General features: G+C 71.0%; 27 protein-coding genes and 1 riboswitch. Of the genes, 9 read left to right on the top strand and 18 right to left on the bottom strand.

Going from position 1 to position 26,945, the window contains the following annotated elements; genetic code table 11:
- Window positions 1-2: 2 nt before the first annotated feature.
- From ACFYV1_RS06085 to ACFYV1_RS06065, 5 genes are all read right to left on the bottom strand, one after another.
- Window positions 3-437 (bottom strand): roadblock/LC7 domain-containing protein, encoded by a 435-nt coding sequence (locus ACFYV1_RS06085; protein WP_389394142.1) that lies wholly within the window; start codon window positions 435-437, stop codon window positions 3-5.
- 7 nt (window positions 438-444) lie between these two features.
- A complete protein-coding gene (locus ACFYV1_RS06080; protein ID WP_389394141.1) occupies window positions 445-2,334 on the bottom strand; it encodes an ATP-binding protein in 1,890 nt (629 codons plus the stop codon).
- A 541-nt stretch (window positions 2,335-2,875) separates the two neighbouring features.
- On the bottom strand, window positions 2,876-3,253 hold the full coding sequence (locus tag ACFYV1_RS06075) for a VOC family protein (protein ID WP_389394140.1): 378 nt from the start codon (window positions 3,251-3,253) through the stop codon (window positions 2,876-2,878).
- A gap of 180 nt (window positions 3,254-3,433) precedes the next feature.
- A complete protein-coding gene (locus tag ACFYV1_RS06070; protein WP_389394139.1) occupies window positions 3,434-3,904 on the bottom strand; it encodes an SMI1/KNR4 family protein in 471 nt (156 codons plus the stop codon).
- 89 nt (window positions 3,905-3,993) lie between these two features.
- Complete coding sequence (locus ACFYV1_RS06065; RefSeq protein WP_389394138.1) at window positions 3,994-4,470, bottom strand: GNAT family N-acetyltransferase; 477 nt, start codon at window positions 4,468-4,470, stop codon at window positions 3,994-3,996.
- 214 nt (window positions 4,471-4,684) lie between these two features.
- Between ACFYV1_RS06065 and ACFYV1_RS06060 the strand changes: the two genes are divergently transcribed.
- Entirely contained in the window at window positions 4,685-5,500 is an 816-nt protein-coding gene (locus ACFYV1_RS06060) for a class I SAM-dependent methyltransferase (RefSeq protein WP_389394137.1), read from the top strand.
- A 10-nt stretch (window positions 5,501-5,510) separates the two neighbouring features.
- Here the strand turns inward: ACFYV1_RS06060 and ACFYV1_RS06055 are convergent, their stop codons facing one another.
- A complete protein-coding gene (locus tag ACFYV1_RS06055; RefSeq protein WP_389394136.1) occupies window positions 5,511-6,110 on the bottom strand; it encodes a hypothetical protein in 600 nt (199 codons plus the stop codon).
- A gap of 294 nt (window positions 6,111-6,404) precedes the next feature.
- Between ACFYV1_RS06055 and ACFYV1_RS06050 the strand changes: the two genes are divergently transcribed.
- The gene (locus tag ACFYV1_RS06050; protein ID WP_389394135.1) at window positions 6,405-6,827 is read left to right on the top strand and encodes a hypothetical protein; all 423 of its coding nucleotides are present in this window, start codon (window positions 6,405-6,407) and stop codon (window positions 6,825-6,827) included.
- A gap of 122 nt (window positions 6,828-6,949) precedes the next feature.
- Here ACFYV1_RS06050 and ACFYV1_RS06045 read toward each other — a convergent pair whose 3' ends face one another.
- A complete protein-coding gene (locus ACFYV1_RS06045) occupies window positions 6,950-8,224 on the bottom strand; it encodes an MBL fold metallo-hydrolase (RefSeq protein WP_389394134.1) in 1,275 nt (424 codons plus the stop codon).
- A gap of 235 nt (window positions 8,225-8,459) precedes the next feature.
- Here ACFYV1_RS06045 and ACFYV1_RS06040 point away from each other — a divergent pair, with 235 nt between their 5' ends.
- A complete protein-coding gene (locus ACFYV1_RS06040; RefSeq protein ID WP_389394133.1) occupies window positions 8,460-9,080 on the top strand; it encodes a TetR/AcrR family transcriptional regulator in 621 nt (206 codons plus the stop codon).
- A gap of 33 nt (window positions 9,081-9,113) precedes the next feature.
- On the opposite strand, the gene ACFYV1_RS06035 is transcribed toward ACFYV1_RS06040, so the two are convergent.
- Together ACFYV1_RS06035 and ACFYV1_RS06030 are read right to left on the bottom strand one after the other, a co-directional pair.
- Complete coding sequence (locus ACFYV1_RS06035) at window positions 9,114-10,139, bottom strand: DUF6745 domain-containing protein (protein WP_389394132.1); 1,026 nt, start codon at window positions 10,137-10,139, stop codon at window positions 9,114-9,116.
- 65 nt (window positions 10,140-10,204) lie between these two features.
- The gene (locus tag ACFYV1_RS06030) at window positions 10,205-10,531 is read right to left on the bottom strand and encodes a hypothetical protein (protein WP_389394131.1); all 327 of its coding nucleotides are present in this window, start codon (window positions 10,529-10,531) and stop codon (window positions 10,205-10,207) included.
- A 178-nt stretch (window positions 10,532-10,709) separates the two neighbouring features.
- Between ACFYV1_RS06030 and ACFYV1_RS06025 the strand changes: the two genes are divergently transcribed.
- From ACFYV1_RS06025 to ACFYV1_RS06005, 5 genes are read left to right on the top strand one after another with little or no spacing between them, the layout of a single operon-like run.
- Window positions 10,710-11,657 carry an STM4015 family protein gene (locus ACFYV1_RS06025; protein ID WP_389394130.1) on the top strand — a complete coding sequence of 316 codons (948 nt, stop codon included), beginning with the start codon at window positions 10,710-10,712 and terminating at the stop codon, window positions 11,655-11,657.
- Window positions 11,654-12,799 carry an STM4014 family protein gene (locus ACFYV1_RS06020; RefSeq protein WP_389394129.1) on the top strand — a complete coding sequence of 382 codons (1,146 nt, stop codon included), beginning with the start codon at window positions 11,654-11,656 and terminating at the stop codon, window positions 12,797-12,799. Before ACFYV1_RS06025 ends, ACFYV1_RS06020 begins: the two co-directional genes overlap by 4 nt.
- 43 nt (window positions 12,800-12,842) lie before the next feature.
- Complete coding sequence (locus tag ACFYV1_RS06015; protein WP_389394585.1) at window positions 12,843-13,649, top strand: STM4013/SEN3800 family hydrolase; 807 nt, start codon at window positions 12,843-12,845, stop codon at window positions 13,647-13,649.
- Window positions 13,646-15,040 carry an STM4012 family radical SAM protein gene (locus ACFYV1_RS06010; protein ID WP_389394128.1) on the top strand — a complete coding sequence of 465 codons (1,395 nt, stop codon included), beginning with the start codon at window positions 13,646-13,648 and terminating at the stop codon, window positions 15,038-15,040. The genes ACFYV1_RS06015 and ACFYV1_RS06010 overlap by 4 nt, the downstream gene beginning before the upstream one ends.
- An 8-nt stretch (window positions 15,041-15,048) precedes the next feature.
- On the top strand, window positions 15,049-15,978 hold the full coding sequence (locus tag ACFYV1_RS06005) for an STM4011 family radical SAM protein (protein ID WP_389394127.1): 930 nt from the start codon (window positions 15,049-15,051) through the stop codon (window positions 15,976-15,978).
- On the opposite strand, the gene ACFYV1_RS06000 is transcribed toward ACFYV1_RS06005, so the two are convergent.
- On the bottom strand, window positions 15,939-16,730 hold the full coding sequence (locus tag ACFYV1_RS06000; protein WP_389394126.1) for an SGNH/GDSL hydrolase family protein: 792 nt from the start codon (window positions 16,728-16,730) through the stop codon (window positions 15,939-15,941). The genes ACFYV1_RS06005 and ACFYV1_RS06000 overlap by 40 nt on opposite strands.
- A gap of 173 nt (window positions 16,731-16,903) precedes the next feature.
- Entirely contained in the window at window positions 16,904-17,842 is a 939-nt protein-coding gene (locus ACFYV1_RS05995) for a peptidoglycan DD-metalloendopeptidase family protein (RefSeq protein WP_389394125.1), read from the bottom strand.
- 4 nt (window positions 17,843-17,846) lie between these two features.
- Window positions 17,847-18,003, bottom strand: a riboswitch (cyclic di-AMP (ydaO/yuaA leader).
- Between the two features lie 589 nt (window positions 18,004-18,592).
- On the opposite strand from ACFYV1_RS05995, the gene ACFYV1_RS05990 reads away from it, so the two are divergent.
- On the top strand, window positions 18,593-19,405 hold the full coding sequence (locus ACFYV1_RS05990) for a tyrosine-protein phosphatase (protein WP_389394124.1): 813 nt from the start codon (window positions 18,593-18,595) through the stop codon (window positions 19,403-19,405).
- Window positions 19,406-19,512: 107 nt separating this feature from the next.
- Here ACFYV1_RS05990 and ACFYV1_RS05985 read toward each other — a convergent pair whose 3' ends face one another.
- The 7 genes from ACFYV1_RS05985 to ACFYV1_RS05955 all read right to left on the bottom strand — a co-directional run bounded on the left by ACFYV1_RS05985 (window position 19,513) and on the right by ACFYV1_RS05955 (window position 26,918).
- Window positions 19,513-19,671, bottom strand: a complete 159-nt coding sequence (locus ACFYV1_RS05985) for a DUF6126 family protein (protein ID WP_389394584.1) — start codon at window positions 19,669-19,671, stop codon at window positions 19,513-19,515.
- Window positions 19,672-19,679: 8 nt separating this feature from the next.
- Window positions 19,680-20,282, bottom strand: coding sequence for a helix-turn-helix domain-containing protein (locus ACFYV1_RS05980; RefSeq protein WP_389394123.1), 603 nt, complete (start codon window positions 20,280-20,282; stop codon window positions 19,680-19,682).
- A 120-nt stretch (window positions 20,283-20,402) separates the two neighbouring features.
- Window positions 20,403-21,797 (bottom strand): aspartate aminotransferase family protein, encoded by a 1,395-nt coding sequence (locus ACFYV1_RS05975; RefSeq protein WP_389394122.1) that lies wholly within the window; start codon window positions 21,795-21,797, stop codon window positions 20,403-20,405.
- A gap of 175 nt (window positions 21,798-21,972) precedes the next feature.
- On the bottom strand, window positions 21,973-22,992 hold the full coding sequence (hpnH, locus tag ACFYV1_RS05970; RefSeq protein ID WP_389394121.1) for an adenosyl-hopene transferase HpnH: 1,020 nt from the start codon (window positions 22,990-22,992) through the stop codon (window positions 21,973-21,975).
- 5 nt (window positions 22,993-22,997) lie between these two features.
- Entirely contained in the window at window positions 22,998-23,660 is a 663-nt protein-coding gene (locus tag ACFYV1_RS05965) for a 1-hydroxy-2-methyl-2-butenyl 4-diphosphate reductase (protein WP_389394120.1), read from the bottom strand.
- On the bottom strand, window positions 23,660-25,684 hold the full coding sequence (shc, locus tag ACFYV1_RS05960) for a squalene--hopene cyclase (protein WP_389394119.1): 2,025 nt from the start codon (window positions 25,682-25,684) through the stop codon (window positions 23,660-23,662). Before shc ends, ACFYV1_RS05965 begins: the two co-directional genes overlap by 1 nt.
- Before the next feature lie 157 nt (window positions 25,685-25,841).
- A complete protein-coding gene (locus tag ACFYV1_RS05955; RefSeq protein WP_389394583.1) occupies window positions 25,842-26,918 on the bottom strand; it encodes a polyprenyl synthetase family protein in 1,077 nt (358 codons plus the stop codon).
- Between the last annotated feature and the right edge of the window lie 27 nt (window positions 26,919-26,945).

Here is a 26,945-nt window from a genome sequence, read left to right as displayed (position 1 = left end):
GGTCACTGTCCCGCGGCGCCCGGTGCCCCGGCGGTCTGTCTGGCCGGCGTGGTCAGGTAGGGCCGCACGCTCTTGACCAGCATCGCCATCTCGTAGCCCAGCACGGCGGCGTCGGCCTCACGTCCGGCGAGCACGGCCAGACAGGTGCCGGAGCCGGCCGTGGAGACGAACAGCAGCGTGGAGTCGAGCTCCACCACCACCTGCCGCACCTCCGCGCCGTCACCGAAACGCGCTCCGGCGCTCCGGCCCAGCGAGTAGAGACCGGAGGCCAGGGCGGCCATGTGGTCGGCGCTGTCGTTGTCCAGCCCGTGGACCGATTTCACCAGGCCGTCGGAGGAGAGCAGCACCGCATTGCGGGTGTACGGCACACGCTGGACCAGACCGCTCAACAGCCAGTCGAGGTCGGAGACATGGCCGGTCGGCACATCGCTCGCCATGGTGCATCTACTCCTTGATGGTGGGTTCGTGGCGCTGGAGGCCGGGCGGTACGGAGTGCTCGGGCGCACGTTCCGGCCGGGGGGCGCGCTCGGGCTGAGTGGCGCGCCCGGGTTGGGCGGCGCGCCCGGGTTGGGCGACGTCGGGCCGGGTCTCGTGCTCGGGCCGGGCCTCGGGCTCGGACCAGCTCTCACGCTCCGGCTGGATCTCCGCGAGGCCGATGCCCCGCTGGAAGGCCGCCACCAGGCCCGGGTCGTGCAGGGGCGGTTCGTCGTCCCTGCGCGGGGCGGGGGTGTCCCGCAGCTGCGGGACCAGGTGCTCCTGGCTGCGGCGCTTGGGCAGTTGCGGGCGGCCCATGGTGCCGCGGACGACGTGCGAGGGCGTCTCCCCCACGGACGGGGCCGGCTCCGGCGCGGCGCTGTGCGTCGGCGTGTGCCGGCCGGAGCCGTGAGCGGCGGCGCCCGGGTGCGCGCGCCCGGTGTGCTCGCCGCGCACCGGCAGCGACTCGCCCGCCATCGCGGCACCGACCGGCTCCCGCGGCGCGGGCAGCGAGCGCGGCTGGGCGGGAAGAGCCGACTGCGGCAACGAGGGCGGCGACACGGCCGCGATGTGCGGTCCCGTGTGCGGGGCCGGAACGGGCGCCGTCCTCTCCTGCCTGTCCTGGTCGGCACCGAGCAGGCCCTGCGGCAGGACGAGCACGGCCTGGACACCGCCGTAGATGTTCGACTGGAGACGTACGGCGATCCCGTGCCGGCGGGCGAGCGCGGACACCACGAACAGGCCGATCCTGCCGTCCTGCAGCAGATGGGCGACGTTGACCTGGTCGGGGTCGGTGAGCAGGGCGTTCATCTTGTCCTGCTCCGCCAGCGGCATCCCGAGGCCCCGGTCCTCGACCTCCACGGCGAGCCCGGCGGTGACGTGCTGGGCCCTGAGCAGCACCTGGGTGTGCGGTGCGGAGAACAGCGTGGCGTTCTCGACGAGTTCGGCGAGGAGGTGGATCACGTCGGCGACCGCGTGTCCGCGCAGTGTGCCGTCGATCGGTGGGACGAGCTTGACCCGGGGGTACTGCTCGACCTCGGCGATCGCCGACCTGAGGACCTCGGTCATCGTGACCGGGTTGGACCACTGGCGGCGGGAGATGGCGCCGCCGAGGACGGCGAGATTCTCGGCGTGCCTGCGGATGCGGGTGGCGAGGTGGTCCACGTGGAAGAGCCCCTTGAGCAGCTCCGGGTCCTCGACCTCGTTCTCCAGCTCGTCGAGCAGTTGGATCTCGCGGTGCACCAGGGACTGGAGCCTGCGGGCCAGGTTGACGAAGACTTCGACCTTCTGCTCGTTGCCCACGCTGCTGGAGAGCCGGGACGCCTGGACCACGGCCGACAGTGCGGCATCGTGCGAGCGTGCCAGTTCCTGCGCGAGCAGGTCGAACTCGTCCCCGCCGACCGGGCGGTTCTGCCGAGGTGCGGGGCGGGCCGGTGGGCCCTCGCCGCGTCGGAGCCTGTCGACGACGGTACGCAGGTCGTCGTGGGCGCGGGCGTTGGCGCGGCGCAACTCGGTGCAGCGGTCGAGCACGGACCTGGCCGTCCGGTCGGCTCCGCGGGCGGCGACGGCGACGGCCGCTATGGCGAGGGCTGCCATGGCGGTCAGTGCCAGCCACAGGCCGGCGGACGGCTCGGGGTCGGCGGCGCGCAGCATGAGGACCACGGCGGTCGCACCGCTCAGGGCGGCGACCACGGTCGGCAGGACCGCTGTGCGCAGCAGTTGGGGTCGTATACGTGTTTCGGGCGGGGCGGCCGCGGACGGCGTCCTGCCCGCGGACGACAGGGAGCGGGTGCCTGGACGGCCGTGACGCCCGCCCTCTCGGCGGTCGGACCGCGCGGCTGGTGCGCGTAGTTGAGACATCAGCGTCCTCGGTACGGGGGGCCCAGGGATCGGCGTGGTGCGAATGGTCGGCATGACGGAACGGCGAACCCGGGCACACATGTGCGAGCCCAGCGTCGATCACCGGCCACACACGGTAGTCGTCACGCGGAGGCGCACGGCGGGCAGTTGGAAAAGTTGCCCGTGAATCGTCCCGCTCTGGTATGAGGCATCGCACGCCAGGACGAATTGTTCGAGAGTCGGCCCCTGAATCGACCGCTCCGGGCTGTCGCCCCTGTCGGACCTCGCGTTCAAGCCGTCACGCCGGTCAACCGCCGAGACACTCGTCCGGCTCCAACAGGACGGCGACGCGCGGCCCGCACCGGCCGTCGCCACGGCAGACTCACCACGTGACGGTGCCGGGCGGGCCGGCACGGTCGGGTGTGCCGCAGGTCGTGCACCTGGTTCGTGCCCGGTTGGTGACGGGCCGGCAGTCCGGCACGCCCGGCCCGTGGGGACGACACGTCTCACATCGGGCGGAGAGCGAGGGCAGGCCGTCGGCTCCACAACCGGCATCCTGCCGTCAGTCCAGACAGAATTCGTTTCCCTCGGGGTCGGCCATCACGATGATCCCCTCGTCCACGTCATCGGGCTCGAGCCGGTAGAGCCGCTTCGCTCCCAGCCCTTCCAGCCTGGTTGCCTCCACCTCCAGCGCGGCCATCCGCTCCTCTCCGGTCAGACCGGGCGCTGAGCGGACATCCAGGTGCAAGCGGTTCTTCACCGTCTTTCCCTCGGGGACCCGCTGGAAGAAGACCCGTGGCCCCTTGCCGTCAGGATCCGTGATGGCCGCCCGGTGCTCCTGTTGCCCGGTCGGCATGTGATACCCCAGCGTCTGAGCCCAGAACGCCGCCTGCGCGCCCGGATCGGCGCAGTCGTAAGTCACCTGGAATTCCTTGGCCATGCCGCCTCCGACCGTTCGAAACCTGATCGACGTCCGCGTCCCGGTCGCTTCCTGGAACACACCGCCATCCTGGCACCGCCCTCCGACAAGCCGCCCACTGGCCGGGGGTCACCCGCCCCGTTCCCCGTCCCCCAAACCGGCAACCCAACCGATTCGGTGGGTGCGCGCGGCGTGAAGTCTTCAGCGCGTCGGCTCGCTGTCGAGAAGGCTTTCGACACTCAAGGTGCCGGCCATGGATCCGACCAGCCACTGCGCGAAGTTGATGCCCTGTGGCCGGCACTCACCCTGACGCGTGCACCACATCGGTCCCGCCGGATCGCGGAAGTCGACCAAGGACCAGATGGTGCACCCCCAGTCGTACACCGGAACCAAACCGGCGGGGATCACGCCCGAAGGATCCGGTCCGTCCTCGTAAATCTCTGCGAGATGGCTCCAATCCCCCTGAGAAGCGCCACCGCGCACACCCAAGATGCCCTCGTCCGGACCGAAGCCTCCGTTCGCCACCACGAGGTAGAGACGCCGTAGCAGTGGCGGGACCGCGAAGCCGATGGTCCGTTCCGCTTCCGTTACAGCCGCCGGAGTTGCCGGGGCCGGCAGCCCTCCGGCCAGGGCGAGGTCACGAACTGCCTCAACCACCTCATCATCTGTCACGAGAGCCCTTCCGCAGCTTTCAACCGCCGTAGCCCCAGCATTCCAGTGCGGTTTCGTGATGTGGGCGCGGGATGCGTGGTGAGCCGACGTCACCCCGCGCGGCCCCGCCCGACCTCGACCTGGAGCAGACGCGGCGAAACCCCGAAACCTTGACGGGAGTACGCCGAAACCGCCCGGTCGCTCGAGTGGACGGTCACCCGTTCAAGACCGAGGTCCCTTGCCCACGCCAAGACCGCCTCGATCAGCTCGCCTCCCAGTCCGCGGTCACGTTCCTCGGGCACGACGTACGTGCACTGCACGTCCCCCGACATCCGCTCGAACGCGCGCGGATGCGGCACACGCTGCGTGATCGCCAGCCAGGCCATGCCGATCACGACGGCGTCACGGACCATCACCATGCACCGATGTGAGGACTCGGTGTCCCGGGCCCATGCCACGAACCGGGGAACGAACTCCTCCAACGTGGTGTCGGGCGTTCCGTAGAGCTCCTGCACCCACCGCCACCGCAACTCGGCGACGGCGGCCAGCTCATGGGTTTGGGCAGGGCGGCAGGCGATGTCATCCATGGGCCTCATCCTGGCGCATGACTATCAGTACGACAGCCGCTGCCACTGGTCGCCACCACCGGAGAGCCGACGCCGGACACCGCTTCGTCGAACGACGGGCTCAGGATGGGCGCAATACGTGATTCCTGTCTCTGACCAGCGTTGATCGCGTATGAAATAGGGTCAGGATCTGCTGTGCTGCAACCGTGGTGCGGCTCCGGAGGGGAGACGGGCTGTGCAGACGACGTTCGACGAGTCCGAGCGACGTGCATGGGCGGGTCAGGCCGATGCCTATGCTGCGAGTTTCGCGAAACTCTGCGCGTATACGGTGCCACAGCTCCTTGACGCCGCCGAGGTCCAAGAGGGTGCGTCGGTCCTCGATGTGGGGACGGGCACGGGAGCTGCCGCCGTGGCTGCGTGCGAGCGGGGCGCGAAGGTGACGGCTGTCGATGCCGAACCCGGCATGGTGGCACGGGCGGCGTCGACGGCCCCGGGGGTCGACGTGCAGCTTGCCGCTCTGCCCAACCTGCCTTTCGCCGACGACGAGTTCGATGCCGTGGTCGGCAACTTCGTCGTCAATCATGTGGGACGGCCCCGGGAAGCCCTGCGGGAACTGCGCCGGGTCACGCGGCCAGGCGGACGGATGGCCGTCACGGTCTGGGCCGTCCCTGCGGCCGCCGGGCAGGCCCTGCTGGGCAGGGCCGTCCAGGCGGCGGGCGTCTCCCGTCCGGCGCACCTGCCGGCTCTTGCTCCCGAGGAGGACTTTCCACGCACTGAAGAGGGCTTCGCCGCGTTGCTCGGTGAGGCGGGTCTGGTGAATGTCTTTTGCGAAACCCTGACTTGGGACCATCGGACGACCACCGAAGAGTGGTGGAGCGGACCGGCCGCCGGCGTGGCAACGATCGGTCAGACGGTGACGAGCCAGGATCCCGTGGTCATCGCTGACATCAGAGGTCACTTCGAGTCGCTGTGCGCGGACTTCGTCGTTCCGGGCGGCGCACTGGTGTTGCCTCACGCCGCCTTGATGGCGCATGGCCAGGCACCGCCTTAGACGTCGTTTCCTATGGCTGGAGTGCGGAGTGGACGGCTTCAGGGAAGCCCAGCTCGTCCAGCAGCGCGTCGAACAGCTCCTCCACGAAGGTCTCCTGTGCGCGCAGCAGTTCCTCGATTCGAGGCTGCTGCGCCGCAGCGGCTTGGACACCAGCTGCTGACGCCCACATGAGGGCGCCTTCGGCGTCAGCCGGCACGTCCGCATCGAGCTCTGCCCGCTTGTGTCCGATGGCCTCTTCAAACTCCGGGGTGGCCATCCACAGGCTCACGTCGTCCACATCCTCGGGCTCCTCGACGAGGAGAGCAGTGGCGTTGTCCAGGTTGAGCCACGCCTGCCAGCGGTGCCCGCTGGTGTCCAGGCCGGTCACGAGGGCAATGCTGCTGTCGGAGACGTCGGCGACGCAGGCCGGCGCACCGGTCCATTCGACCAAGGTGGGCAGGTGCTCGTCCTCCCAGATGCCTTGTTCCAACTGCAGGGTCTGCCAGCCGCCCGGTCGCGGCTGCCACTCGTGCACGTCGTCCCTGAGCCCTGGACCGGTGCTGTTGAACAGGGGTGCTTCCATCAGTGGACGCTCGCTGCGCGCAAAGACCAGATGACCGGAAAAGCCCACGGAACCTCCTCGTCGAATACCAGCGCACCCTACGAGCTGCCACTGACACCACCGGTGCCGGCCGACAGTCGCTCCCGACCGACCGGCTCACCGGACCAACCGGCGATAGCCGATGAGGACTGCGGCGTCGCCGGATCACCGGCAAGGCACCATCGGGAGCGGTCCGGGAGCCTCCGAGCGCATCGTGTGACGTCATGGCAGCGAGGGTGGATCGCGGGCGGCTCAGGCGTGAGGCCGGTGCCCGACAGGGTATTGCTGCCGCTGTACGAGGTGGTGCTCGGCGATACTCGCCCCATGACGTGGTTCGAACAGGCCCGTGAAGCGGAACAGGTTCGCGATTGGGATACGGCCGTCGCGCTGGTGAGCGCCCACGCCGAGTGCTTCTCCGACGACCCCGACAAACACGACAGTCACCTGTGGCACATGGATCTACTCGCTCGTGCCGATCGGCTCGCGGAACTCACGGAAATCGCTCTCACGGATGCTCACGCACGTCGGCGACTCAACAGGACGCTCCGGGAGCGCGGGATGGAAGCGGCGCTGCGCGACCGTGCCGAAGACGGTGACAAAGGTGCCTTGTACGCCCTTGCTCGACTGCTGTGCGAGACGCGTGGGACCCAGGAGGCCCACCGAGCGGTCCAGGATCTCGGCCCGGAGGACCACTACGCGCACCACATCGTGGCCGGCTTCCGACAGCCGTCGAGCGGTACGAAGTAACGCCTGGGCGCGAGTGCCCCGATGCGCTTCGGGAGCGGTTTCCCGGGGGGCTCCGGACTCCACCTCGCGCCGGCTCGACGGCCGCCGCCACCGGTCGTTCGGCGAGGCGGTGGCCGCTGGTGTCAGGTCTCGGCCACCACGTCCAGATCGCCTCTGGTGACGTCCGGTGAGGGGTGCGGAGCGGCGGGCCGGAGCCACGGGCGGGGCACCGGCACGGACACCGCTCGCCACCAGCGCTCGGTGGGAAGGGTGCCCGCGGGTTCGAAGGACTCTCCCGGCCGGGGGGCGGCAACGGCCTGGCCCACCTCTTCCGCGGCGTCCATCGTCCACTCGCCGGGCTCCGCCCAGGCGTGCGGGGCCAGGTTGAAGGTGCCCCAGTGGATCGGCAGCAGCACGCCGTGCGGCTTGCCCTTCTGCAGGTCGAGGTGGGCCTGGACGCCTTCCGCGGGCGTCATGTGGATGTCCGGCCATCCTCCGGGGAGCGGCGTGCGGTCCGTGTGCCCCTCGGGCCAGTACTCCGAGTAGGCGCCGATCTGGATCATGGTCGCGTCGAACGGGCCGTGCTCGGCGCCGATCTCCGCGAAGCCGGAGAAGTAGCCGGTGTCGCCGCTGTGGTAGATCCGGTGCTCGGGGCCGGTGACGACCCACGAGGCCCACAGCGTGTGCTGCTGGTTGCGCAGACCGCGGCCGCAGAAGTGACGGGCCGGGGTCGCCGTGAGGCGGATGCCGCCCACCTCGGTGGACTCGTTCCAGTCCAGTTCGCGCAGGCGGTCCGGGGAGACGCCCCAGCGCTCGAGGTGCGCCCCCACACCGAGGGGCACGGCGAAAACGGTGTCGGTGGAGGCCAGGGCACGGATCGTGGGCAGGTCGAGGTGGTCGTAGTGGTCATGGGAGATCACGACGACGTCCACGCTGCCGAGCGCGGCGATCGGTGCGGGGACCGGGTGCAGGCGCTTGGGGCCCGCGAAGGCGAAGGGAGAGCACCGCTCTCCCCACACCGGGTCGAAGAGGACCCGGTGACCGTCGATCTCCGCGAGAACGCTGGAATGCCCCATCCAGGTGATCCGGAGCCCGGAGGCTGCGGGCTCGGCGAGATCGGCGACGGTGGTGGTGTGCACGGGCACCGGGCTCCGCGGCGCACGGCGGGCCCTGGCCTCCTTGGCGAAGTAGATCTTGGCGAAGGCCACCATGGAGCCGCCGGAGGGCCTCGTCCGCGTCCCCTCGGGGTTGCGGAAGACACCGTCGGCGAAGTTCGGTGAGCGACGGATGCGGGCCATGCGCTCTCCGGCCGGGTCGGCCCCGAAGGCCGCCGGTCTCAGCGCGCGCAGCCTGGACCTCAGCAAGTGGGGGGAACCAGCGCCGGACACGGCACCTCCTGATGGTCGGGGGTACTCCATTATGTGCGGTTCGGCGCGAAACCGACCCATAGAGGGGCAGATCGCCGGTTCGATCACCGGCCCGGCAGTCGGCCTCGATCAGGCAACGCCCGTCGGGGTTCCGGTGTTCCTGAAAGGCGCGCCGGCACCCGTGCGGGAGCCGCCCGCGAGCGCGCCCGGCCGGCCCGGCAGACACCGCGCACAGGTCGTGTACAGGACTGGACTTCATCCAAGATCGGCTGTGTACTGTGATGCCGTGGCCAGAGTTCGGTTGAGCGTGGCGGAGAGGCGCGAGGAGCTGCTCGGTGCCGCCGTCGAGCAGATTGAGGAACGGGGTGTGGCGGCGGTACGGATCGCCGACGTCGCCGCGTCCCTCGGTGTGAGCAGCGCCCTGGTGCTGTACCACTTCTCGACGAAGGAGAAGCTGGTCGCGGCCGCCTTCACCCACGCCGCCGACGCCGATCTCGCCCACCTTCGCAAACTGCTCGGCCGCCGCACGTCCGCGCTGCGCCGGCTCCGTGCCGCGGTGCGCTGGTACGCGCCGACAGGGCAGGCCAAGGGCTGGCGCCTGTGGATCGACGCCTGGTCCGTCGCGCTGCGCGAACCGGCGCTGCGCGACGTTGCCCGCGATCTCGACCAGCAGTGGAAGGCGGCGCTGACGGAGGTCATCGCCGCTGGCGCCGCCGCCGGGGAGTTCGCCTGTGAGGATCCGGCGGCGGCGGCCTGGCGGCTGACCGCGTTCCTGGACGGGCTGGCCGTCCAGATGACGGCGTACGCGGGGTCGCTGTCCCGTGCGGCGATGCTGCAGTGGACCGACGAGGCCCTCGCCCGCGAGCTCGGCATCGATCAGGCCTCGTTGACCTCCACGGCGCGCTGAGCACCGCTCCTTGCCGGGTCTGCACGGCACCGCTCAGGTCTGCCGCAGGGGTTCGTAGACGTCGGCGTCCAGTCCGAAGGTCCAGGCGACGCCTTCCTTCGCCGTCCGTGTCGCGGGCGGCACCCGCAGCCAGTAGGTGCGTCGGGTGCCGTCGGGCTCCGGTGTGGAGTTGACCACCTCGACCATCACCACGTCCTCGTCGTCGTCGAGTGCGATCCGCCAGAGGACGCCGGTGTCGTCCCGGTGCACCGGCTGCGCTTGGGACTCGGCGAGGTAGCGGTCGTAGCCGTAGTGCTCGAGCATCACGCGGCGCAGTTCCGCGTTGTCCTCCTCGCGTATCCGCTCCGGGGTCAGGGCGGTCAGCTCGCGCAGGAACGCGGCGGGCACGGGCATCCCGCGCCAGGCGTGGAGGGCGAATCCGTCCGGGAAGACCAGGGCCGGGCCCTCGCCGTTGTCGAGCCGGCCGGCCTCGTCGCGGTGCAGCTGCGACGGGCGTTCACAGATCACGGCGACGTTCCGGTACGGCCACCACCACCCGGCGTGGGCGGCGACGCGTGCCAGTGGTTCCAGCCGGTCGCTGCGGCCGTCGAAGGCCGCGAGCCACGCGGCGTCGTGCTGTCCGAGGACAGCGTCGAGCAGGACGCCCCGGACGTCGGCCTCCGCCTGCGCGCGTACGGTGGTGTCCTCCGGCTCCTTCTCGAGGAGCGCGTCCACGACGCCGGTACGTATCCGCTCGGCCAGTGCGCGGGTGCCGTCCCACAGAAGTGCTCCGGTACCGCTCCACAGGGCCGTCCAGCCACCGGGCCCCAACTCATCGTGCACACGGCGCCGTTCGTCCGCCCAGGGGCGGGTGCGCACGTCGTCGCGCACGGAGGGTCCCGGATCGTCGAGGGCGCGGACGGCGCGCACGCCCGAGAGGGGGGAGTCGGCCCAGACGAACCGGTCCGGTGCACGGAGCCCCGCGGCACGGTAGGCGAGCCGCACCCCCTCCTCCGCGGCGGTCCGGTCCGCCGGTCCGGTCGCCGCCGCGATCGCCCGCCACTTGTCCGCATACTGCATGGTGAAGTCCCGTCCCCTGTTGTCGTCTCTGCGTCGTGCTCTTCCGCCGTGACCGCCGCGACGGGTCAGTCGGCGACGATCCTGACCGCTCCCGGCAGGTACTCGCGCTGGCGCACCACGCGGTACCACCCCTTGGGCAGCAGGATCGCGGCGTGCTCCTCGTGCACCACCCGGCCGCCTTCCGGCAGATGGAGGAGCATCGGCCCGAAAGGCCCCGGCTCGCGCACCAGACGTCCGGGCCCGGTCACCGCGTGGGCATGGCCGGTGACCTCGCCGAGGGCCAGCACCATCCGCCCGCGGGCGTCGCGCGACTCCCCCGGCGCGGCGGTGACATGCGACGGCACGGCCTCCTGCGCGACGGGCACGATCAGCACGTCTCCCTGCCGGTACATGGCTCTCCCCTTCCCGCCGGACGCCGAGTGCGCCCGACCTGCTTCCGAAGTTAAGGGAAGGCTCTGACAACGGCGTTCGGCCTCGCGCGGAGGCCGCCCCGCGGGCGGGACTGTCAGTGGCTCTTGGTAGAACTGCTCGCACGTCCGCCTCGAGCCTCACCGGTGTCTGGAGCCAGTCATGACCGTCTCGAACCATCTGCAGGAGTGGTACGGCCTGCCCGCGTTCGACTTCCACGACGCCGCGGCGAAGGCCGGGCTGCCCGCTCCGGAGAGCGTGGCCTGGCGCATTGCCGTCGACGCGTACGACAGCGACGAGGAGTGGCAGGAGGCGTTCGCCGGTTTCGTCGCGGCGGTGGACACCACGCGGGTGCGGGCGCTGATCGTCGGCGCGTGGAGCGAGGCGTACGAGTCGGGACCGCAGGACGCCGTGGTCGCGTTGATCGGGGCGAGGGAGAAGCTGCCGCGGTTGCGCGGGCTGTTCCTCGGTGACATGACCTTCGAGGAGTGCGAGATCTCCTGGATCAACCAGGGTGATGTGACGCCGCTGTTCGACGCGTTCCCGCAGCTCGAGCAGTTCGGTGTGCGCGGCGGGCAGGATCTGGTGTTCTCCGCCGTCAGGCACGAGCGGCTGCGTTCCCTGGTCGTCGAGACCGGCGGCCTGGACGCGGGCGTGGTCCGCGGCATAGCCGCGAGCGACCTGCCGGCGCTGGAGCACCTGGACATCTGGCTGGGTACGTCGTGGTACGGGGCGAACGCGGATGTGTCGGACCTGGAGCCGTTCCTGTCCGGGACGCGGCTGCCGAGCCTGCGGCACCTGGGGCTGCGCAACAGCGAGATACAGGACGAGATCGCCGTCGCACTCGCCGGCGCGCCCGTGGTCGCGCGCCTGGAGACAATGGATCTGTCGATGGGCACCCTCGGCGACGACGGCGCTGAGGCCCTGCTGAACGGGCAGCCGCTCACCCACCTGAAGAAGCTCGATCTGCACCACCACTTCATGAGCGAGGCGATGGTGCGGCGACTGTCCGACGCCCTGGTGCCGGCCGGAGTGGACCTCGACGTGTCGGAGTCGGAGCCCACCGGGTCCGGCGGCAGGGAAGACCGCTATACGGCTGTCGCGGAGTGAGCGGCTCCGTCCGGCTCCGCCCCGGCCCCCGTTTCGCGGTCGTCGGCGTCCCGGCGGGCCGGCGGGTGACGTTCTTCCAGGACGCGCTGCGCGCCGCCGGTCTGCCCGCCGCGCGCGTGGTGCCCTGGCTCGACGTGCTCCGCGGCCGGGCCGGGTTCCGGCCCGGTGAGTGGGTGCGGATCGACTCCCCGGGCGAGGACGCCGAAGTCGAGCGGGCGTTGCGCGGGGTGGACGATCCGACCCGTGTGGAGGGCACGGCCCTCTGGTACGCGCGCTTCACCGCGGCGGTTCGGGAGGTCGCGTCGCTGGCGGCGGCCGACGGGGCGAGTCTGCTCGATGATCCGGCCTCCCTCGCCGTGCTGTTCGACAAGCGGCTGTGCCATGCCGTCCTGTCGGCGGCGGCCGTGCCGGTGCCCGAGTCCCCGACGTCCGGTGCCGCCTCACCTCCCGTGCGCGGGTGGGAGGACGTGTGCGCGCTGCAGGCCGCGACCGGGCTGCGACGGGTGTTCGTCAAGCTCGCGCACGGCTCGTCCGCGTCCGGGGTGCTGGCTCTCGAGACGGCGGGCCGGGGACGTGTGCAGGCCACGACGTCGGTGGAGCGGGACTCGGACGGACGCCTCTTCAACTCCCTGCGGGTGCGCCGCTACAGCTCGGAGCGCGAAGTGGCGGAGCTGATCGACGCCCTGGCGCCGGACGGCCTGCACATCGAGCGATGGCTGCCGAAGGCGTCCCAGCAGGGCCGGGTCGCCGACCTGCGGGTGGTGGTGGTCGCCGGCCGTGCCACTCACGCCGTGGTGCGCACCAGCCGCTCCCCCATGACCAATCTCCATCTGGGCGGCGGGCGGGGCGATCTCGCGGCCGCCCGGGCGGCGACGGAGGCGGCGGGCGGGAGCTGGGCACAGACCATGGCCCTCTGCGAACGCGCGGCGGCCTGCTTCGGCGGGGCCTCCCGCGTGGGCGTCGATCTGCTGCCCACGCGGGGCTGGCGGCGTTTCGCCGTCGGCGAGGTCAACGCCTTCGGCGATCTGCTGCCGCGGCTGACCGGCCTGCCCGGAAGCGGCACAGAGGGCCTGGACACCTACGCGGCGCAGGTCGCCGCCGTACTACGCATGACGAGGAACCACGACCGTGCAAGCACATGACCCCGACGCCGCGACCGGCCCGCCCGCCGCGCCGCGACCCGACATGAACGAGGTGGTGGGGCGGGACGATCTGCTGCTGGTCACGCTCGACACCCTGCGTTTCGACGTCGCCGCCGAGCTGGCGGCGGCGGGCCGGATCCCGCATCTGGCCCGTCATCTGCCCGGCGGCGTCTGGGAGAAGAGGCACGCACCCGGCAGTTTCACGTACGCCTCCCATCAGGCGATGTTCGCGGGTTTCCTGCCGACACCGGCCACGCCGGGTCCCCATCCGAGGCTGTTCGCCGCCCGGTTCGAGGGCAGCGAGACCACGGCCGGCCGCACCTTCGTCTTCGACACACCGGACCTGGTGTCCGCTCTCGCGGGGGCCGGCTACCGCACGGTGTGCATCGGTGGTGTCGGGTTCTTCAACAAGCGGGGGCCGCTGGGTTCCGTGCTGCCGGGCCTGTTCCAGGAGAGCCACTGGGAGCGGGAGTTCGGGGTCGCGTCGCCCACGTCGTTCGAGGCGCAGGTGGAGCGTGCGGAGCAGGTCGTGGCTTCGCTGCCGCCCGAGCGCAGGCTGTTCCTGTTCGTCAATGTGCCCTCGCTGCACCAGCCCAACTGGTTCCATCTGCCGGGAGCGACCAGCGACGCCGGTGACTCCCGGGCCACGCACGCCGCGGCCCTCGAGTACGTGGACCGCCACATCGGCCGTCTGTTCGCGGCCGCGAGCAGTCGCCGCCGATGTTTCGCGATCGTCTGCTCCGACCACGGCACGGCGTACGGCGACGGTGGTTACACCGGCCACCGCCTCGGCCACGAAGCGGTCTGGACGGTCCCCTATGCCCATTTCTTCCTCGAGGCCGCCGAATGAACACTCCCGCACCGATCGGTCCCGCACCGATCGCCCCCGCGCCACGCCCCTATCAGAGCTATGTCTACGCCTATCCGCACAAGACCGCGTACCGCCCCCTGGACGAGGGGCGGCCGGCGCTCCGCGACCTGTGGGCAGCGGAGCCCAAGGACGCGCTCTCGCTGTACGCGCACATACCGTTCTGCGAGGTCCGCTGCGGCTTCTGCAACCTCTTCACGAGGATCGGCGCACCCGGCGAACTGACCGGACGTTACCTGGACGCGCTCGACCGCCAGGCCGTCGCCGTGCGCGAGGCTCTCGGGGACGACGCCCCGGTCCGCTTCGCGGCGGCGGCGTTCGGCGGCGGTACGCCGACCTTTCTGACGGCCGGTGAGCTGGAGCGCCTGTGCGACATCGCGGAGAAGAGGATGGGCGCGGACCTGCGGTCGGTGCCGCTGTCCGTCGAGACGTCCCCCTCGACGGCGACCGCCGACCGGCTGGCGGTCCTCGCGGAGCGGGGTACGACCCGGATCAGCATCGGCGTGCAGAGCTTCGTAGACGCGGAGGCGAGAGCGGCGGTCCGCCCCCAGCGCCGCGCCGACGTGGAGAGCGCCCTCGGCCGGATCCGGGACGCCCGGATCCCCGTCCTCAACATCGACCTGATCTACGGCATCGACGGCCAGACCGAGCGGACCTGGCTCTCCTCGCTCGATGCCGCTCTGAGCTGGGAGCCGGAGGAGCTGTATCTGTACCCGCTGTACGTGCGGCCGCTGACCGGTCTCGGCCGGCTGGGAGCGGCGGCCGACGCCGAGTGGGACGAGCAGCGGCTGCGTCTGTACGGTGCGGGTCGCGACCATCTCCTCGGCCGGGGTTACGAGCAGGTGTCGATGCGGATGTTCCGCCGTGCCCCTTCCGGTGCCGGTGCCGCCCGCTCCGACTCCGCCTCCGCCTCCGCCTCCGCCGACCACGCATGCCAGACGGACGGCATGATCGGGCTCGGGTGCGGTGCCCGTTCCTACACGTCGGGCCTCCACTACTCCTTCGACTACGCCGTCGGCATGAGCCGCATACGCCGCATCATCGACGACTTCACCACGGCAGAGGACTTCTCCCGCGCCGAGGTGGGCCGGCGGATCGACGAGGACGAGGCACGCCGCCGTCATCTGCTCCAGTCGCTGCTCCAGGCGGAGGGGATGGAGGTGGCCGGCTACCGCGAGCGGTTCGGGTCTGCCCCGGCCGCCCACTTCCCTGCCGAGCTCGAGCGGTTCGCCGCCCTCGGGTGGCTCGACGCGGCCGCGGGACCGGACCGGCTGAGGCTGTCACCGCTGGGCCTCGCCCACTCGGACGCCCTCGGCCCCGAACTGTTCTCCCCCGTGGTGCGGGCCGCGATGGCCGCGTACGAGCCGAAGTGAGCGGGACCATGGATCTGACGGTGCTGTACCGGGGGCCGCTGGCGTCGTGCGACTACGACTGCCCCTACTGCCCGTTCGCGAAGCGCCGCGACAGCGGTGAGCAGCTGCGTGCCGACCGTGCCGCCCTGGAGCGTTTCACGCGCTGGGCCGCGACGCGGACCGACGACGGCCTGTCCGTACTCTTCACCCCGTGGGGCGAGGGTCTGGTCCGCTCCTGGTACCGGCGCGCGATGACGGAACTGTCGCACCTGCCGCACATCCGACGGGTCGCGATCCAGACGAACCTGAGCTGCCGAACCGACTGGCTGGCCGAGGCGAATCCGAGCAAGCTCGCCCTGTGGTGCACTTATCACCCCGGACAGACACCTTGTGACCGCTTAATCACCAAGTGCCGGGATCTGATCCGGCGCGAGGTGCGGTTCAGTGTGGGCATCGTCGGCTTCCCGGGACATCTGGCGGAGGCACGCAGGCTGCGGGCCGATCTGCCCGACCATGTGTACCTGTGGGTGAACGCACCGGAGGGACACGAGCTGTCCGACGCGGAGGCGGACGCATGGACCGCACTGGACCCCCTGTTCCCCTACAGCCGCCATCCGCACCGCTCCGCCGGGCTGCCGTGCCGCACCGGTGAGTCGGTGATCTCGGTGGACGGCGAGGGCACGGTGCGCCGCTGCCACTTCGTCCGCGCCGAGCTGGGCAACCTCTACGACGGCTCGTACCGGGCGGCGCTGCGACCCCGCCCCTGCCCGCTCGCCGTCTGCGACTGCCACATCGGCTACGTCCATCTGGAGACGCTGCCGCTCTACGACGTCTTCGCGGGCGGCGTCCTGGAGCGCATCCCGTCACCGGCGGGGCGGGCGGCAGCGCCGGACCTTCCGCGCTCCGCGGGCACGGGCCCTCAGAGCGGCAGCAGATCCGGGCGTTTGGCCTCGACGTGATCGCCGGAGCTCTCGCCGCGCAGCCGTCGCCCGATCCACGGCACCAGGTACTCGCGCGCCCACTGGACGTCGTCCCGGCGCACCTCGAACGCACCGCGCGGGGGCAGCGGCGGCCACGGCTGGTCCGGGTCGGCGGGCACTTCGAGCCCGAGCACCTGCGCGGCGCGCAGCGCGACGCGGGTGTGCCCCTCCGGTGACAGGTGCAGCCGGTCGGCGTCCCAAGCGCGCCGGTCCTGGACGGACTTGAGCGACCACAGGTCGAGCACGGGGCAGTCGTAGCGGTCGGCGACGGCCCGCACATGCGCGGTGTACGTGGCGATCTTGCCACGCAGGTGGCGCAGGACCGGCACGTTCCGGGTGTCGAAGCCGGTGGTCACCATGACGGTGCCGACCGAGCCCGTGAGGTCGGCGACGGCCCGTTCGAAGCGCTCCGCCACGTCGTCGGGGTCGGATCCGGGCCTGATGATGTCGTTGCCGCCGGCACAGAAGGTCACGAGGTCGGGCGCGAGCTCACGGGCCCTCGGCACCTGCTCCTCGACGATCTGGTCGAGGAGACGGCCGCGTACGGCGAGGTTGGCGTACCTGAGGGAGTGCTCCGGAACGCGGTCGGCGAGCAGGACCGCGAAGCGGTCCGCCCAGCCGACGAATCCCCCGTCGGGCCCCGGGTCCCCCACGCCCTCGGTGAAGCTGTCACCGATCGCCGCGTACGACCCGAATACGCCGCTGTTCTCTGTTCTCGAATCGTCTGCCACGGGAGAGCATCCTTCCTGCACGGATGTGACCTACGCGACCGTAAGGAGGGGTTGACGCGGGGTGATCTTTACCACCGTCAGGTTCCGCCCGATCCGGAATACGCGGAAGCCCCCGCTCCGCGCTGTGCGGAGCAGGGGCTCACCGGCAGGTCCCGGAGGCCGTCGCCGGACGGTCAGAGGGAGACGCCGTGCTCGCGGAGGTAGGCGAGCGGGTCGATGTCCGAGCCGTACGAGGGGCCGGTGCGGACCTCGAAGTGCAGGTGCGGGCCGGAGGAGTTGCCGGTGGAACCCGACAGGCCGATCTGCTGGCCGCCGGTCACGGACTGGCCGCTGGAGACGCCCAGCGAGGAGAGGTGGGCGTACTGGGAGTAGGTGCCGTCCGTGTGCTGGATGACGACCTCGTTGCCGTAGGCGCCGCCCCAGCCCGCGGAGACGACGGTGCCGGTGGCCACGGCCTTCACGGAGCTGCCGGAGGGGGCGGCGAAGTCGACACCGGTGTGGTAGCCACTGGACCACATGGCACCGGACGCGCGGTACGCGGTGGTCACGCCGGCGTCGACCGGAGCGGAGAAGCCGGAGCCGGAAGCCGGGGTCGAGGTCTCCTTGGCGGGAGCCTTCTTCGCCGGGGCCTCCGCCTGGGGCGCGGTGGACCGCGAGTCGTCACGCGAGGGGCGGGCCTTGGACTCGGAGCGGGGCTCCGGGTCGTTCTTGGCCTTGGACTTGGCGCCGATCGTCAGCTCCAGGCCCGGGTGGATCAGCGACGGGTCGGCGCCGATGGCGCGGCGGTTGTCGTTGAAGAGCTGCTTCCAGCCGCCGCGGACGTCCTGCTCGTCGGCGATCTTCGACAGGTAGTCGCCGGCGACGACCGTGTACGTCTTCGGGGCCTTCTCGGCGCCCTGGGCGGCGGCACCCTGGGCGGCGGCCGGGGCCGAGGCGGTGGCGGCGGCCGCGGCCTTCTCCGGCGCGGCGGCCGGAGCCGCCGCAGGGGCGGCGTTGGCGGCGGTGGCGCCGAACAGCGGGAGCGCGATGGCGGCGCCACCCGTACCGGCGACGACGAAGCCGCGGGTGATCGGGTTGGACTTGGGACGGCGGTGCTTACCCTTTGCGGGCATGGCGCATTCCTCTCCGGCGCCTACGAGGTGAGCTGTCGGGTTCGGGCTGGAGATGCCCGGTCGCGCGAATTGCACGACTTAACCCCAAGCCGTCCGAAATTTCCGGTAACGGCGTACTACCTGGGTCCCCCGCTCCTGCCACACGTGGGTGGGTTCGAATTCCGGTCGGCGGCAGGATTAGGCGGTCCGTCCGGATTGAGCGTGACCGTAGGCGAGTCGGACAGTCACGGACAAGCCGTGAATTTCGACGATCAACGAGGAGTGCCATGCCACCGGAGGCCTTCCGGTCACCCTCCGTGGGCAACGGGCCGTCAACTTCCATACCCGCGACGGAATTCACCCGACGACCTCAGCCACGGAACGTCACGGATATGACGCTGCTCACCCACCGGAACCCATCTCCCCTGCTTACGGGGCACGTTACGCCCAACCATCCAATTCGGACAGAACGCTCTTTTAGCCATCTAAGGCCGCAGTGCCTCCGCAGGGGTGAATTCAGATGGAATCGGGCACGAGCGGATCACCTCCTCCCGCGGCGGGGGACGCCCGCCTCGGTCGCAGCACCTGCCCGATCACCCGCGGAGCGGCCGGCGTGGCCGCCATGGCCTCGCCCCTCCCCCAAGGTCTCCAGCACTCGCCAACCCCCTTGCGAGAAGGCCGAAATGATCGCCCGGTGAACGCGTGTCGTATGGTCGAGGCCGCGCCATCGTCGGCGAACGGCGCCGACGGCTGCCCTTCGAAGGAGTCCCCGTGACGCAGCAGCTGCCGCAGACATCCTCCACAGAGCCCGAACTGACCGGGGTCCGCAACTTCCGGGACGTCGGAGGGCTGCCGACCGTGGACGGGCGGCGGGTGCGGACCGGCAGGCTGTTCCGCAGCGGTCACCTGGCGCACGCGACCGCCTCGGACGCCGCGTTCCTGTCGACGCTGAACCTGCACACGATCTTCGACTTCCGCAACGCCGCCGACCAGCGGCTGGAGGGGCCCGACATCGAGTTGCCGGGTGTGCGCAACGTCAACCTGCCCCTGACCGACCCGGCCGACGGAGCGGAGTTCTGGAAGATGGTCCGCGACGGCGATCTTGACGAGCTCAAGTCGATCCTCGCGGACGGCAAGGGCGCAGGACGGATGATCGCCTCGTACCGGATGATCATCAAGGAGCGGACGGCGGAGCACAGCCGGGTGCTGCACTCACTGGCCGAGGACAGCGTCCCCGCCCTGATGCACTGCGCCGCGGGCAAGGACCGCGCGGGCCTGTCCGTCGCCGTGTCCCTGCTCGCCGTCGGCGTGGAGCGGGACGCCATCGAGGCGGACTACCTCAAGTCCAACGACCCGCACCGGCGATACAAGATCCAGCGCGGCACGAACTCCCCGGACGCCATGTCGGCCGAGGTGATGGAGCTGCTCGACCCGCTCTTCGACGCCCGGGCCGAATACCTGGCCGCCGCCTTCGACGCGATCGAGGAGAACTGGGGCAGCGAGGAGCGTTACCTCTCCGAGGGCCTGAAGCTGGCCCCCGAGACGCGCGAGCGCCTGCGGGAGCGGCTTCTCGGGGAGGGCTGAGCCGGAGGGGCGACCGCGAGCTGGGCCGGAGGGGCCGACCGCGGGCTGGGCCGGAGGGGCCGACCGCGGGCTGGGCCGGGAGCCGGGTCGGCGAGCCGGGCCTGAAGCTATTCGCCGCCGACGGTGAAGAGCAGGAAGAGGAACCCCGCGACGAAGTGTCCGGCGATGAGGTAGATGAACAGCCGGATCACCAGGCCGCGGGGGAACCGGTCCTCACGGGGGCTGTCGCTGCCGGTTCCGCGCCGGTCCAAGGGGTCGTACGACATGTCGGGGATCACGTTCCTTGCCGGTCGGGTACGGGGTGCAGCTCCGGTGCCTGCAGAAGGGTGTGGACGAACAGCAGCTCCGCGCCCTCGGGGGACTGTGCCGCGATGCGGTGCGGTGTGAGCGAGTCGAAGTGCGCGCTGTCGCCGGGGCCCAGCTCGTGGTCGGTGTCCGCGAGGCTCAGCCGCAGCCGTCCGGCGACGACGTGCAGCCACTCCTCGCCCGGGTGCACACGCACGAGATCTCCCTGCACGCCGTGCGGGACGAACACGCGCAGGGCCTGCATGGCCCGTCCCGGTGCGCCTGCCTGGTGGTAGTCCCAGGCGTCGGCCGGCACCGGTTCGCGGCGGCGGCCGCGGACGACCGGTTCGCGTGCCGGCGGCTGCTCGCCGAGCAGGTCGGCGACCGTCGTACCGTAGACACGGGCGAGGGCGAGGAGCATCGGGAGCGAGGGCTGCCGGGCACCCGTCTCGAGCCGGGAGAGGTGCGCGGGCGACAGACCGGCCCGCTGGGCGGCGGCCTCCAGCGTGAGCCCTCGGCAGCGGCGCAGCTCGCGCAGTCGGGGTGCCATCTCGGGCAACCCGTCCTCCGCCTGTTCGACAGAGCTGTTCATGGCTCCATTAGGCCAGAGACTTACCTCTGAGGCAAATCCCTTGCCTCAGAGGTAATCCCCACGCGCAGAGGCAATCTCCACGGGCTTCGACGTCGGACAGGCCTCGATGTCGGACGGTCGTCAGCGGTTGGCCACCGCCTGCTTCATCAGAGTCTTGCCGAAGTCCCACACGAGGCCGCCCCCGTTGTGCGCGTCGTCCATCACGGCTTCGAAGGCGCTCACGAAGCGGTCGACCTCCCGCTCGCCGATGATCAGCGGCGGGATGAGTTTGATCACCTCCATGTGGTCTCCCGAGACCTGGGTGAGGATCCGGTGCCGCTGGAGCAGCGGCACCACCACCATCTGCGCGAACAGTCCCTTGCGGGCCGCCTGGAGCACCGTCCAGCGACTGCGCAGTTTGATCGACTCCGGCCGCCCGAACTCGATGCCGATCATCAGTCCCCGGCCGCGGACGTCGTGCAGCAGCTCGTAGCGGTCCACCAGCGCCGCCAGGCGGGAGCGCAGCAGCTCGCCCGTCACGCGGACGTTCGCCACGACGTGCTCGTCCTCCAGCACCGACAGCACGGCGAGGCCCGCGGCCATGGCCTGGGCGTTCGAGCCGAAGCTCGCCGAGTGCACCAGGACCCGGTCCATCGACGAGTAGACCTTCTTGAAGATCCAGTCCCTGCCGAGGGTGGCGCCGACCGGCACGTAGCCGCCCGACAGCGCCTTGGCCACGCAGACGAGGTCGGGTTCGACGCCCGCCTCGTACTGGAAGGCGTAGAAGTCGCCCGTGCGCCCCAGTCCCGTCTGCACCTCGTCCGCGATCAGCAGGGCCTTGTACCTGTGCAGCAGCTCCTGCGCCGCGTGCAGGAACCCCGGCGGGCTCGGATGCACCCCTTTGCCCTGGACCGGCTCCACGACGAAGGCCGCCACGTCCCCGCGCACCAGCTCACGTTCCAGGGCGGCGAGGTCGCCCATCGCGATCGCGGTGTCGGGCAGCAGCGGGGCGAAGCCGTCGCGGAAGCCCGCCTCGCCGTTGACCGACAGCGAACCGGTGGTCAGGCCGTGGAAGGCGTGCGTGCAGTACAGGATCCTCGGCCGGCCCGTCGCGTACCTGGCGAACTTCAGCGCCGTCTCCACGGCCTCCGTGCCGCTGTTGCCGAAGTAGACCCGGTCGAGATGCGGAGTGTGGGCGAGCAGCTTCTCCGCCAGCAGCCCGGGCAGCGGCTGGCAGTCGAAGCGGGTGAGATCGGCGAGCGAGGCGTCGATCACGTCGTGCAGTGCCCTGCGGACGACGGGGTGGTGCCGGCCGAGGCCCATCACTCCGAAGCCCGCGAGCATGTCGAGGTAGTCGTTGCCGTCGGCGTCGTAGAAGTAGGCGCCCTCGGCCCGCTCGTAGACCTTGTCGAATCCGATCGTGCGCAGCATGCGCGGCAGCTGGTGGTTCAGGTGCCGGGCGTGCAGCTCGTAGCGCTCGTCACCGCGCCGTGCCAGCAGGTCCGCCAGATCGAAGCCCTTGGGCTGCTCGGTCATTGTTCGGCTCTCCCGGTCAGGTCGTCCCCGTCAGGTCGTCCACGTCAGTTCATCCACGTCAGTTCATCCACGTGAAGGGGCCCACGTGAGGTGGTCCACGTGAGGTGGTCCGGATGCGGTGGTCCGTGTGTTCGTCCGCGTCGGGCCCTCCGTCCCCGTCAGGCCCCGCGCGCCGTCACCGGGTCCCCGTGACCGTCTCGCGGGCGGCCCGGATCGATTCCTTCAGCGAGCCCATGGTGGCGAGCACCGCGGTGGGCTCGTAACCGCAGTGGGCCATGCAGTTGGCGCAGCGCGGGTCCTTGCCCCGGCCGTACTTGTCCCAGTCGGTGTCCTCGACGAGTTCGCGGTAGGTGGGGACGTAACCGTCGCTCATCAGGTAGCAGGGGCGCTGCCAGCCGAAGAGGGAGTAGTTGGGGATCGCCCACGCGGTGCAGGGGAAGTCGGCCTTCCCCTCGAGGAAGTCGAGGAAGAGCGGGGAGTGGTTGAGCCGCCAGCGCCGCCGGTTGCCGTCGGCGAACGCCTTCCTGAACAGCTCCCTGGTCTGTTCGACGCCGAGGAAGTGCTCCTGGTCCGGCGCCTTCTCGTAGGCGTACGCGGGCGAGATCATCATCTCGTCCACCTCGAGGTCGTCGTTGAGGTAGTTGAGCACCTCGACGACGGTCTGCGGGGTGTCGGTGTTGAAGAAGGTCGAATTGGTGGTCACCCGGAAGCCGCGGCGCTTGGCCTCCTTGATGGCCTCGACCGCCTCGTCGAACACCCCCTCCTTGGCCACCGATTCGTCGTGCCGTTCCCGCAGCCCGTCGATGTGCACGGCGAAGGCGAAGTACGGGGAGGGCGTGAACCTGTCGATCTTCTTGCGCAGCAGCATGGCGTTGGTGCACAGGAAGACGTACTTCCTGCGGTGCACCAACTGGCGCACGATTTCATGGATCTGAGGGTGCATCAGTGGTTCACCGCCGGCGATGGAGACCATCGGGGCGCCGGACTCCAGCACCGCTCCGACCGCCTGCGCCACCGGCATCCGCTGCTTGAGCACCCCGGCCGGGTGCTGGATCTTCCCGCAGCCCTCGCACGCGAGGTTGCAGGCGTAGAGCGGCTCGAGCTCGACGATCAGCGGGAACTTGTCCCGCTTGCGGAGCTTCTGTTCGACGAGATACGTCCCGACCCTGATGGTCTGGCGGAGCGGCATGGCCATCTGGCTCACCTCCTGGGGAGCAGCAAAGAACGGTGCCATTCAAAGAAAGCGGGCATCACGGCACGGAGAACACGGAAAGCCGATATTCCACCGCGAAGTGTCCCAATGCGTACCAGTTCGTGCTCCGGGGCGTCCACGACCACCCGGACGGCCGCAACAGGCCGCGGACCGACCGCGAGGGCGCTTCCCAGCGTCGCCGCGGACTCCATGTCCGCCGCGATCGCGCCGGAGGCCCGCAGTCGCGCACGCTCGTGGCCCCGTACGACGTGGTCGACACCGGTCAGCGGACCGGTGTGCACCCTGCGCCCCGGCACGGCCCGCTCGACGGCCTTCACCAGCAGATCCGTCTCGGTGCACGCGGTGGACACACCGTCGAGCCGGGCCTCGTCCACCACCACGAGGTCCCCCGGATGCATACCGGGGGCGAGCCCCGCGCAGAAGCCGGACGCGACCACCGCCGCCTCCCGGAGGGGCCCGGTGCCGCAGGCCTCCCGGACGGCTCGCCCTGCGTTGAGCGGGCCCATGCCCGTGCGCAGCACGGTCACGCCGCCGGAGGTCCGGCCGCCGTCACCGCGTTCGCCGGCGCGCAGGGCGAACCTCTCGATGCCCAGCGCGCAGGCGATCAGCAGCGGGACGTCGGACCGCGAGGGCCCTCGCCGGTCCGCCATCAGCCTTCCTCGCGGGCGCCCGCACGGGCGGGCACGGGTTCCCCGTGCACGAAGCGGCCGAGTGCGGTGAGGGGGAACACCTGCCGGTACAGGTGGTAGTTGATGGAGAAGTCCCAGGGGAAGCCGGTGCCGGTGAAATAGGGCTCGTCCCACGAGCCGTCCGGCCGCTGGGTGCGGGCGAGCCAGGCGACGCCCCGTTCCACGGCCCTGCTCTCCCGCTCCCCCGCCGCCAGCAGCGCGAGAAGTGCCCAGCCGGTCTGGGACGCCGTGGAGGCGCCGTGGCCGATCGACTGCTGCTCGCGGTAGGAGCGCAGGTCCTCGCCCCATCCGCCGTCCTCGTTCTGCACGGACACCAGCCAGGAGACGGCCCGCCGGATCGCCGGGTGGGAGGCGGGGAGCCCGGCGGCGGTCAGGGCGGGCACCACCGCTCCCGTGCCGTACACGTAGTTGACGCCCCAGCGGCCGAACCAGGCCCCGTTCGCCTCCTGTTCGGCGAGCAGCCACCGGATGCCCCGCCGGGTGCGCGGGTCGTCGGCCATGCCCTCGTGTGCGAGCATCTCGACGACGTGCGCCGTGACGTCCGCCGACGGCGGGTCGACGACCTCCCCGAAGTCGCAGAACGGCAGCCGGTTCGGGAACGGGCTGGTGTTGTCGGCGTCGAACGCGCCCCAGGCTCCGTTGCGGGACTGCATGCCGAGGTTCCAGCGGGTGCCGCGTGCCACGGCCGCGTCGACGCGCTCGGGGTCCGGGTGCTTCACCCGCCGCAGCGCCAGCACGACCTCCGCCGTGTCGTCGATGTCCGGGTAGTTGTCGTTGTGGAACTCGAACGCCCAGCCGCCGGGGCCGAGCCCGGGCCTGCGCACCGACCAGTCGCCGAGCCGCACGATCTGCTCGCTGAGCATCCAGTCGGCCGCCTTCACCAGCGCCGGGTGGTCGGCGGGCAGTCCGGCGTCGGCGAGGGCGATGGTGGCCAGGCAGGTGTCCCACACCGGGGACTGGCATGCCTCGATCATCCGTACCGGGAGGCCGTCCTCCTCGTGGTGCACGGCGAAGCGGTCGAGCGACTCGAGGCCCGCCCGCATGACGGGGTGCCCGAGGTCGTAGCCGAGCAGGTGCAGGGCGATCACCGAGTAGACGGCCGGCGGCTGGATGCCGCCCCAGCAGCCGTCGTTCTCCTGGCGTTCGATGATCCAGCGGGCGGCGGCGTTCATGGCCGCCCGGCGCAGCCGGCGGGGCGCGACCTTACGGTAGGCGTGCAGTGCCCTGTCGGCACGCTGGAAGAAGCCGTCCCAGCCGGCGACGCGGGCGAGGCGCCTGCGCGGGTTGGGAAGGGCGGGATCGGTGTGCAGCTCGTCCAGGGCGAACGGAGCGGGGCGCACCGGCCGCTTCGCGGAGACGACGGTGAGCGGCACGATGGTCTGCCGTGCCCAGCAGCCGAAGTCGTAGATGTTCAGCGGCACCCAGGAGGGCAGGAAGATCAGCTCGGGCGGCAGCTCGGGCAGGTCGTCCCACTTCCACCACCCGAACAGGGCGAGCCAGATACGGGTGAAGACCCTGCTCGCGGCGATGCCGCCCCGGCTGCGGACCCAGGAGGCGGCGCGCCGCATGTGCGGGTCGTCGGGGCGGTCGCCGGCCAGCCGCAGTGCGACGTAGGCCTCGATGGTGGCGGACAGTTCGCCCGGGCCGCCGTAGAACGTCGCCCAGGTGCCGTCGTCGCGCTGCTGTCCGCGGATGAAGCGGGCCGACGCCTCGACGGTCTTCGCGTCCTGGATGCCGAGGAACTGCCGCAGCAGCAGGTCCTCCGCGTCCATGGTCACGTTGGTCTCGAGGTCGCCCTTCCACCAGCCCTGGGCATCCTGCCTCGAGAGCAGGTGCTCCACGGCGCGCTCCGCGGCACGTTCGGCCGCTTCCCTCACGTCCGTGCCCGCGGCACCGGTCCGGGCGGCTGTCGTGGTGGTCGTGTCGCCGGCAGTGGCAGCACCGGCCCGCGCGGGCCCGCTGCTTCCGTCGGTCGTCGCTGTCATGTTCTCCCCTTCGTTGCAGTGGTCTCTCTGCTGTGCTGGGGTCTGACGTCGGCCGGTGACGCGATGTGGTCACCGGCCGGCGACGCGCTTCATATGCTGCGGCTGCTGCTCCGGTCGGGCGCTGTGCTGTCCGTGGTGGTGTCGCCGGCGATGGCGATCACCTCTTCCGTACGACGACGAAGTCGGCGAGCGCCACGAGCTGTGCGCGGACGCGCTCGGGCATGTCGACGCCGCCCAGGGCCTCGATCGCGACGGCGTGCTGGCGGCGGGCCTCCTGGTACGTCCACTCGCGTCCGCCGGCCTCCTCGATCAGAGCCGCCCGGGCGGCGAACTCCTCCTCGGAGAAACTGTCGAAGTCGCTGCTCTTCGCGTCGGCGGCGAGCAGTTCGCCGAGCCGCTCGGAGGCCGGGCCGTCTGCCGCGAGGGCCGCGACGACCGGCAGGGACTTCTTGCGCTGCCGCAGGTCGCTCCAGGTCTGCTTGCCGGTGGCGACCGGGTCGCCCCAGATGCCGAGCAGGTCGTCGACCGCCTGGAAGGCGAGGCCGAGGTGGTAGCCGTACATCTCCAGCCTGTCGGCGGTGCGGTCGTCCGCCCCGCCGAGCACCGCGCCGATGGAGACGGCGCAGGCCAGCAGTGCGCCGGTCTTGTTGCCCTCCATCTCCAGGCACTCCTCGACGGTGACCCGCTCACGGTGCTCGTAGGAGATGTCCTGGGCCTGGCCGTCGATGAGCTTGCGGCTCGCGGTCGTCAGCCGGCGGGCCGCCCGGCCGGCCTCCACGGTGCCGATCTCCAGCAGCACCTCGTTCGCCAGGGCGAACAGGGCGTCGCCGACGAGGATCGCCTGAGCGGGCCCGTGCACCTTCCACACCGTGTCCCGGTGGCGGCGCTGCTCGTCGCCGTCCATCAGGTCGTCGTGCAGGAGTGAGAAGTTGTGCACGAGCTCGACGGCGACCGCACCGGGGACGCCGACCTCGGGGGACGCGCCCGCGGCCTCGGCGGACAGCAGCGCGAGTGCCGGGCGGACGGCCTTGCCGCCGTCGCCGTCGGAGGGCCGTCCCTGGGCGTCGATCCAGCCGAAGTGGTAGGCGGCGACGGTGTTCATGGGCGGCGCGAGCCGGTCGACGACGGCGCGCAGCACCGGCGTCGACAAGGTCCGCCCGCGCTCCAGCAGTTCGGAGATGTCGATGCTCTCCGCGCTGTGTGCGGTGTCGTCAGCCGGATACGCCGAGTGCACTGTCGGCACGCTTTCTCCTCTGGTTCC

The sequence above is a fragment of the Streptomyces sp. NPDC003023 genome, assembly GCF_042888225.1.
Classification (GTDB): Bacteria; Actinomycetota; Actinomycetes; order Streptomycetales; family Streptomycetaceae; genus Streptomyces.
This window is presented reverse-complemented; position numbering and strand designations above follow the sequence as displayed.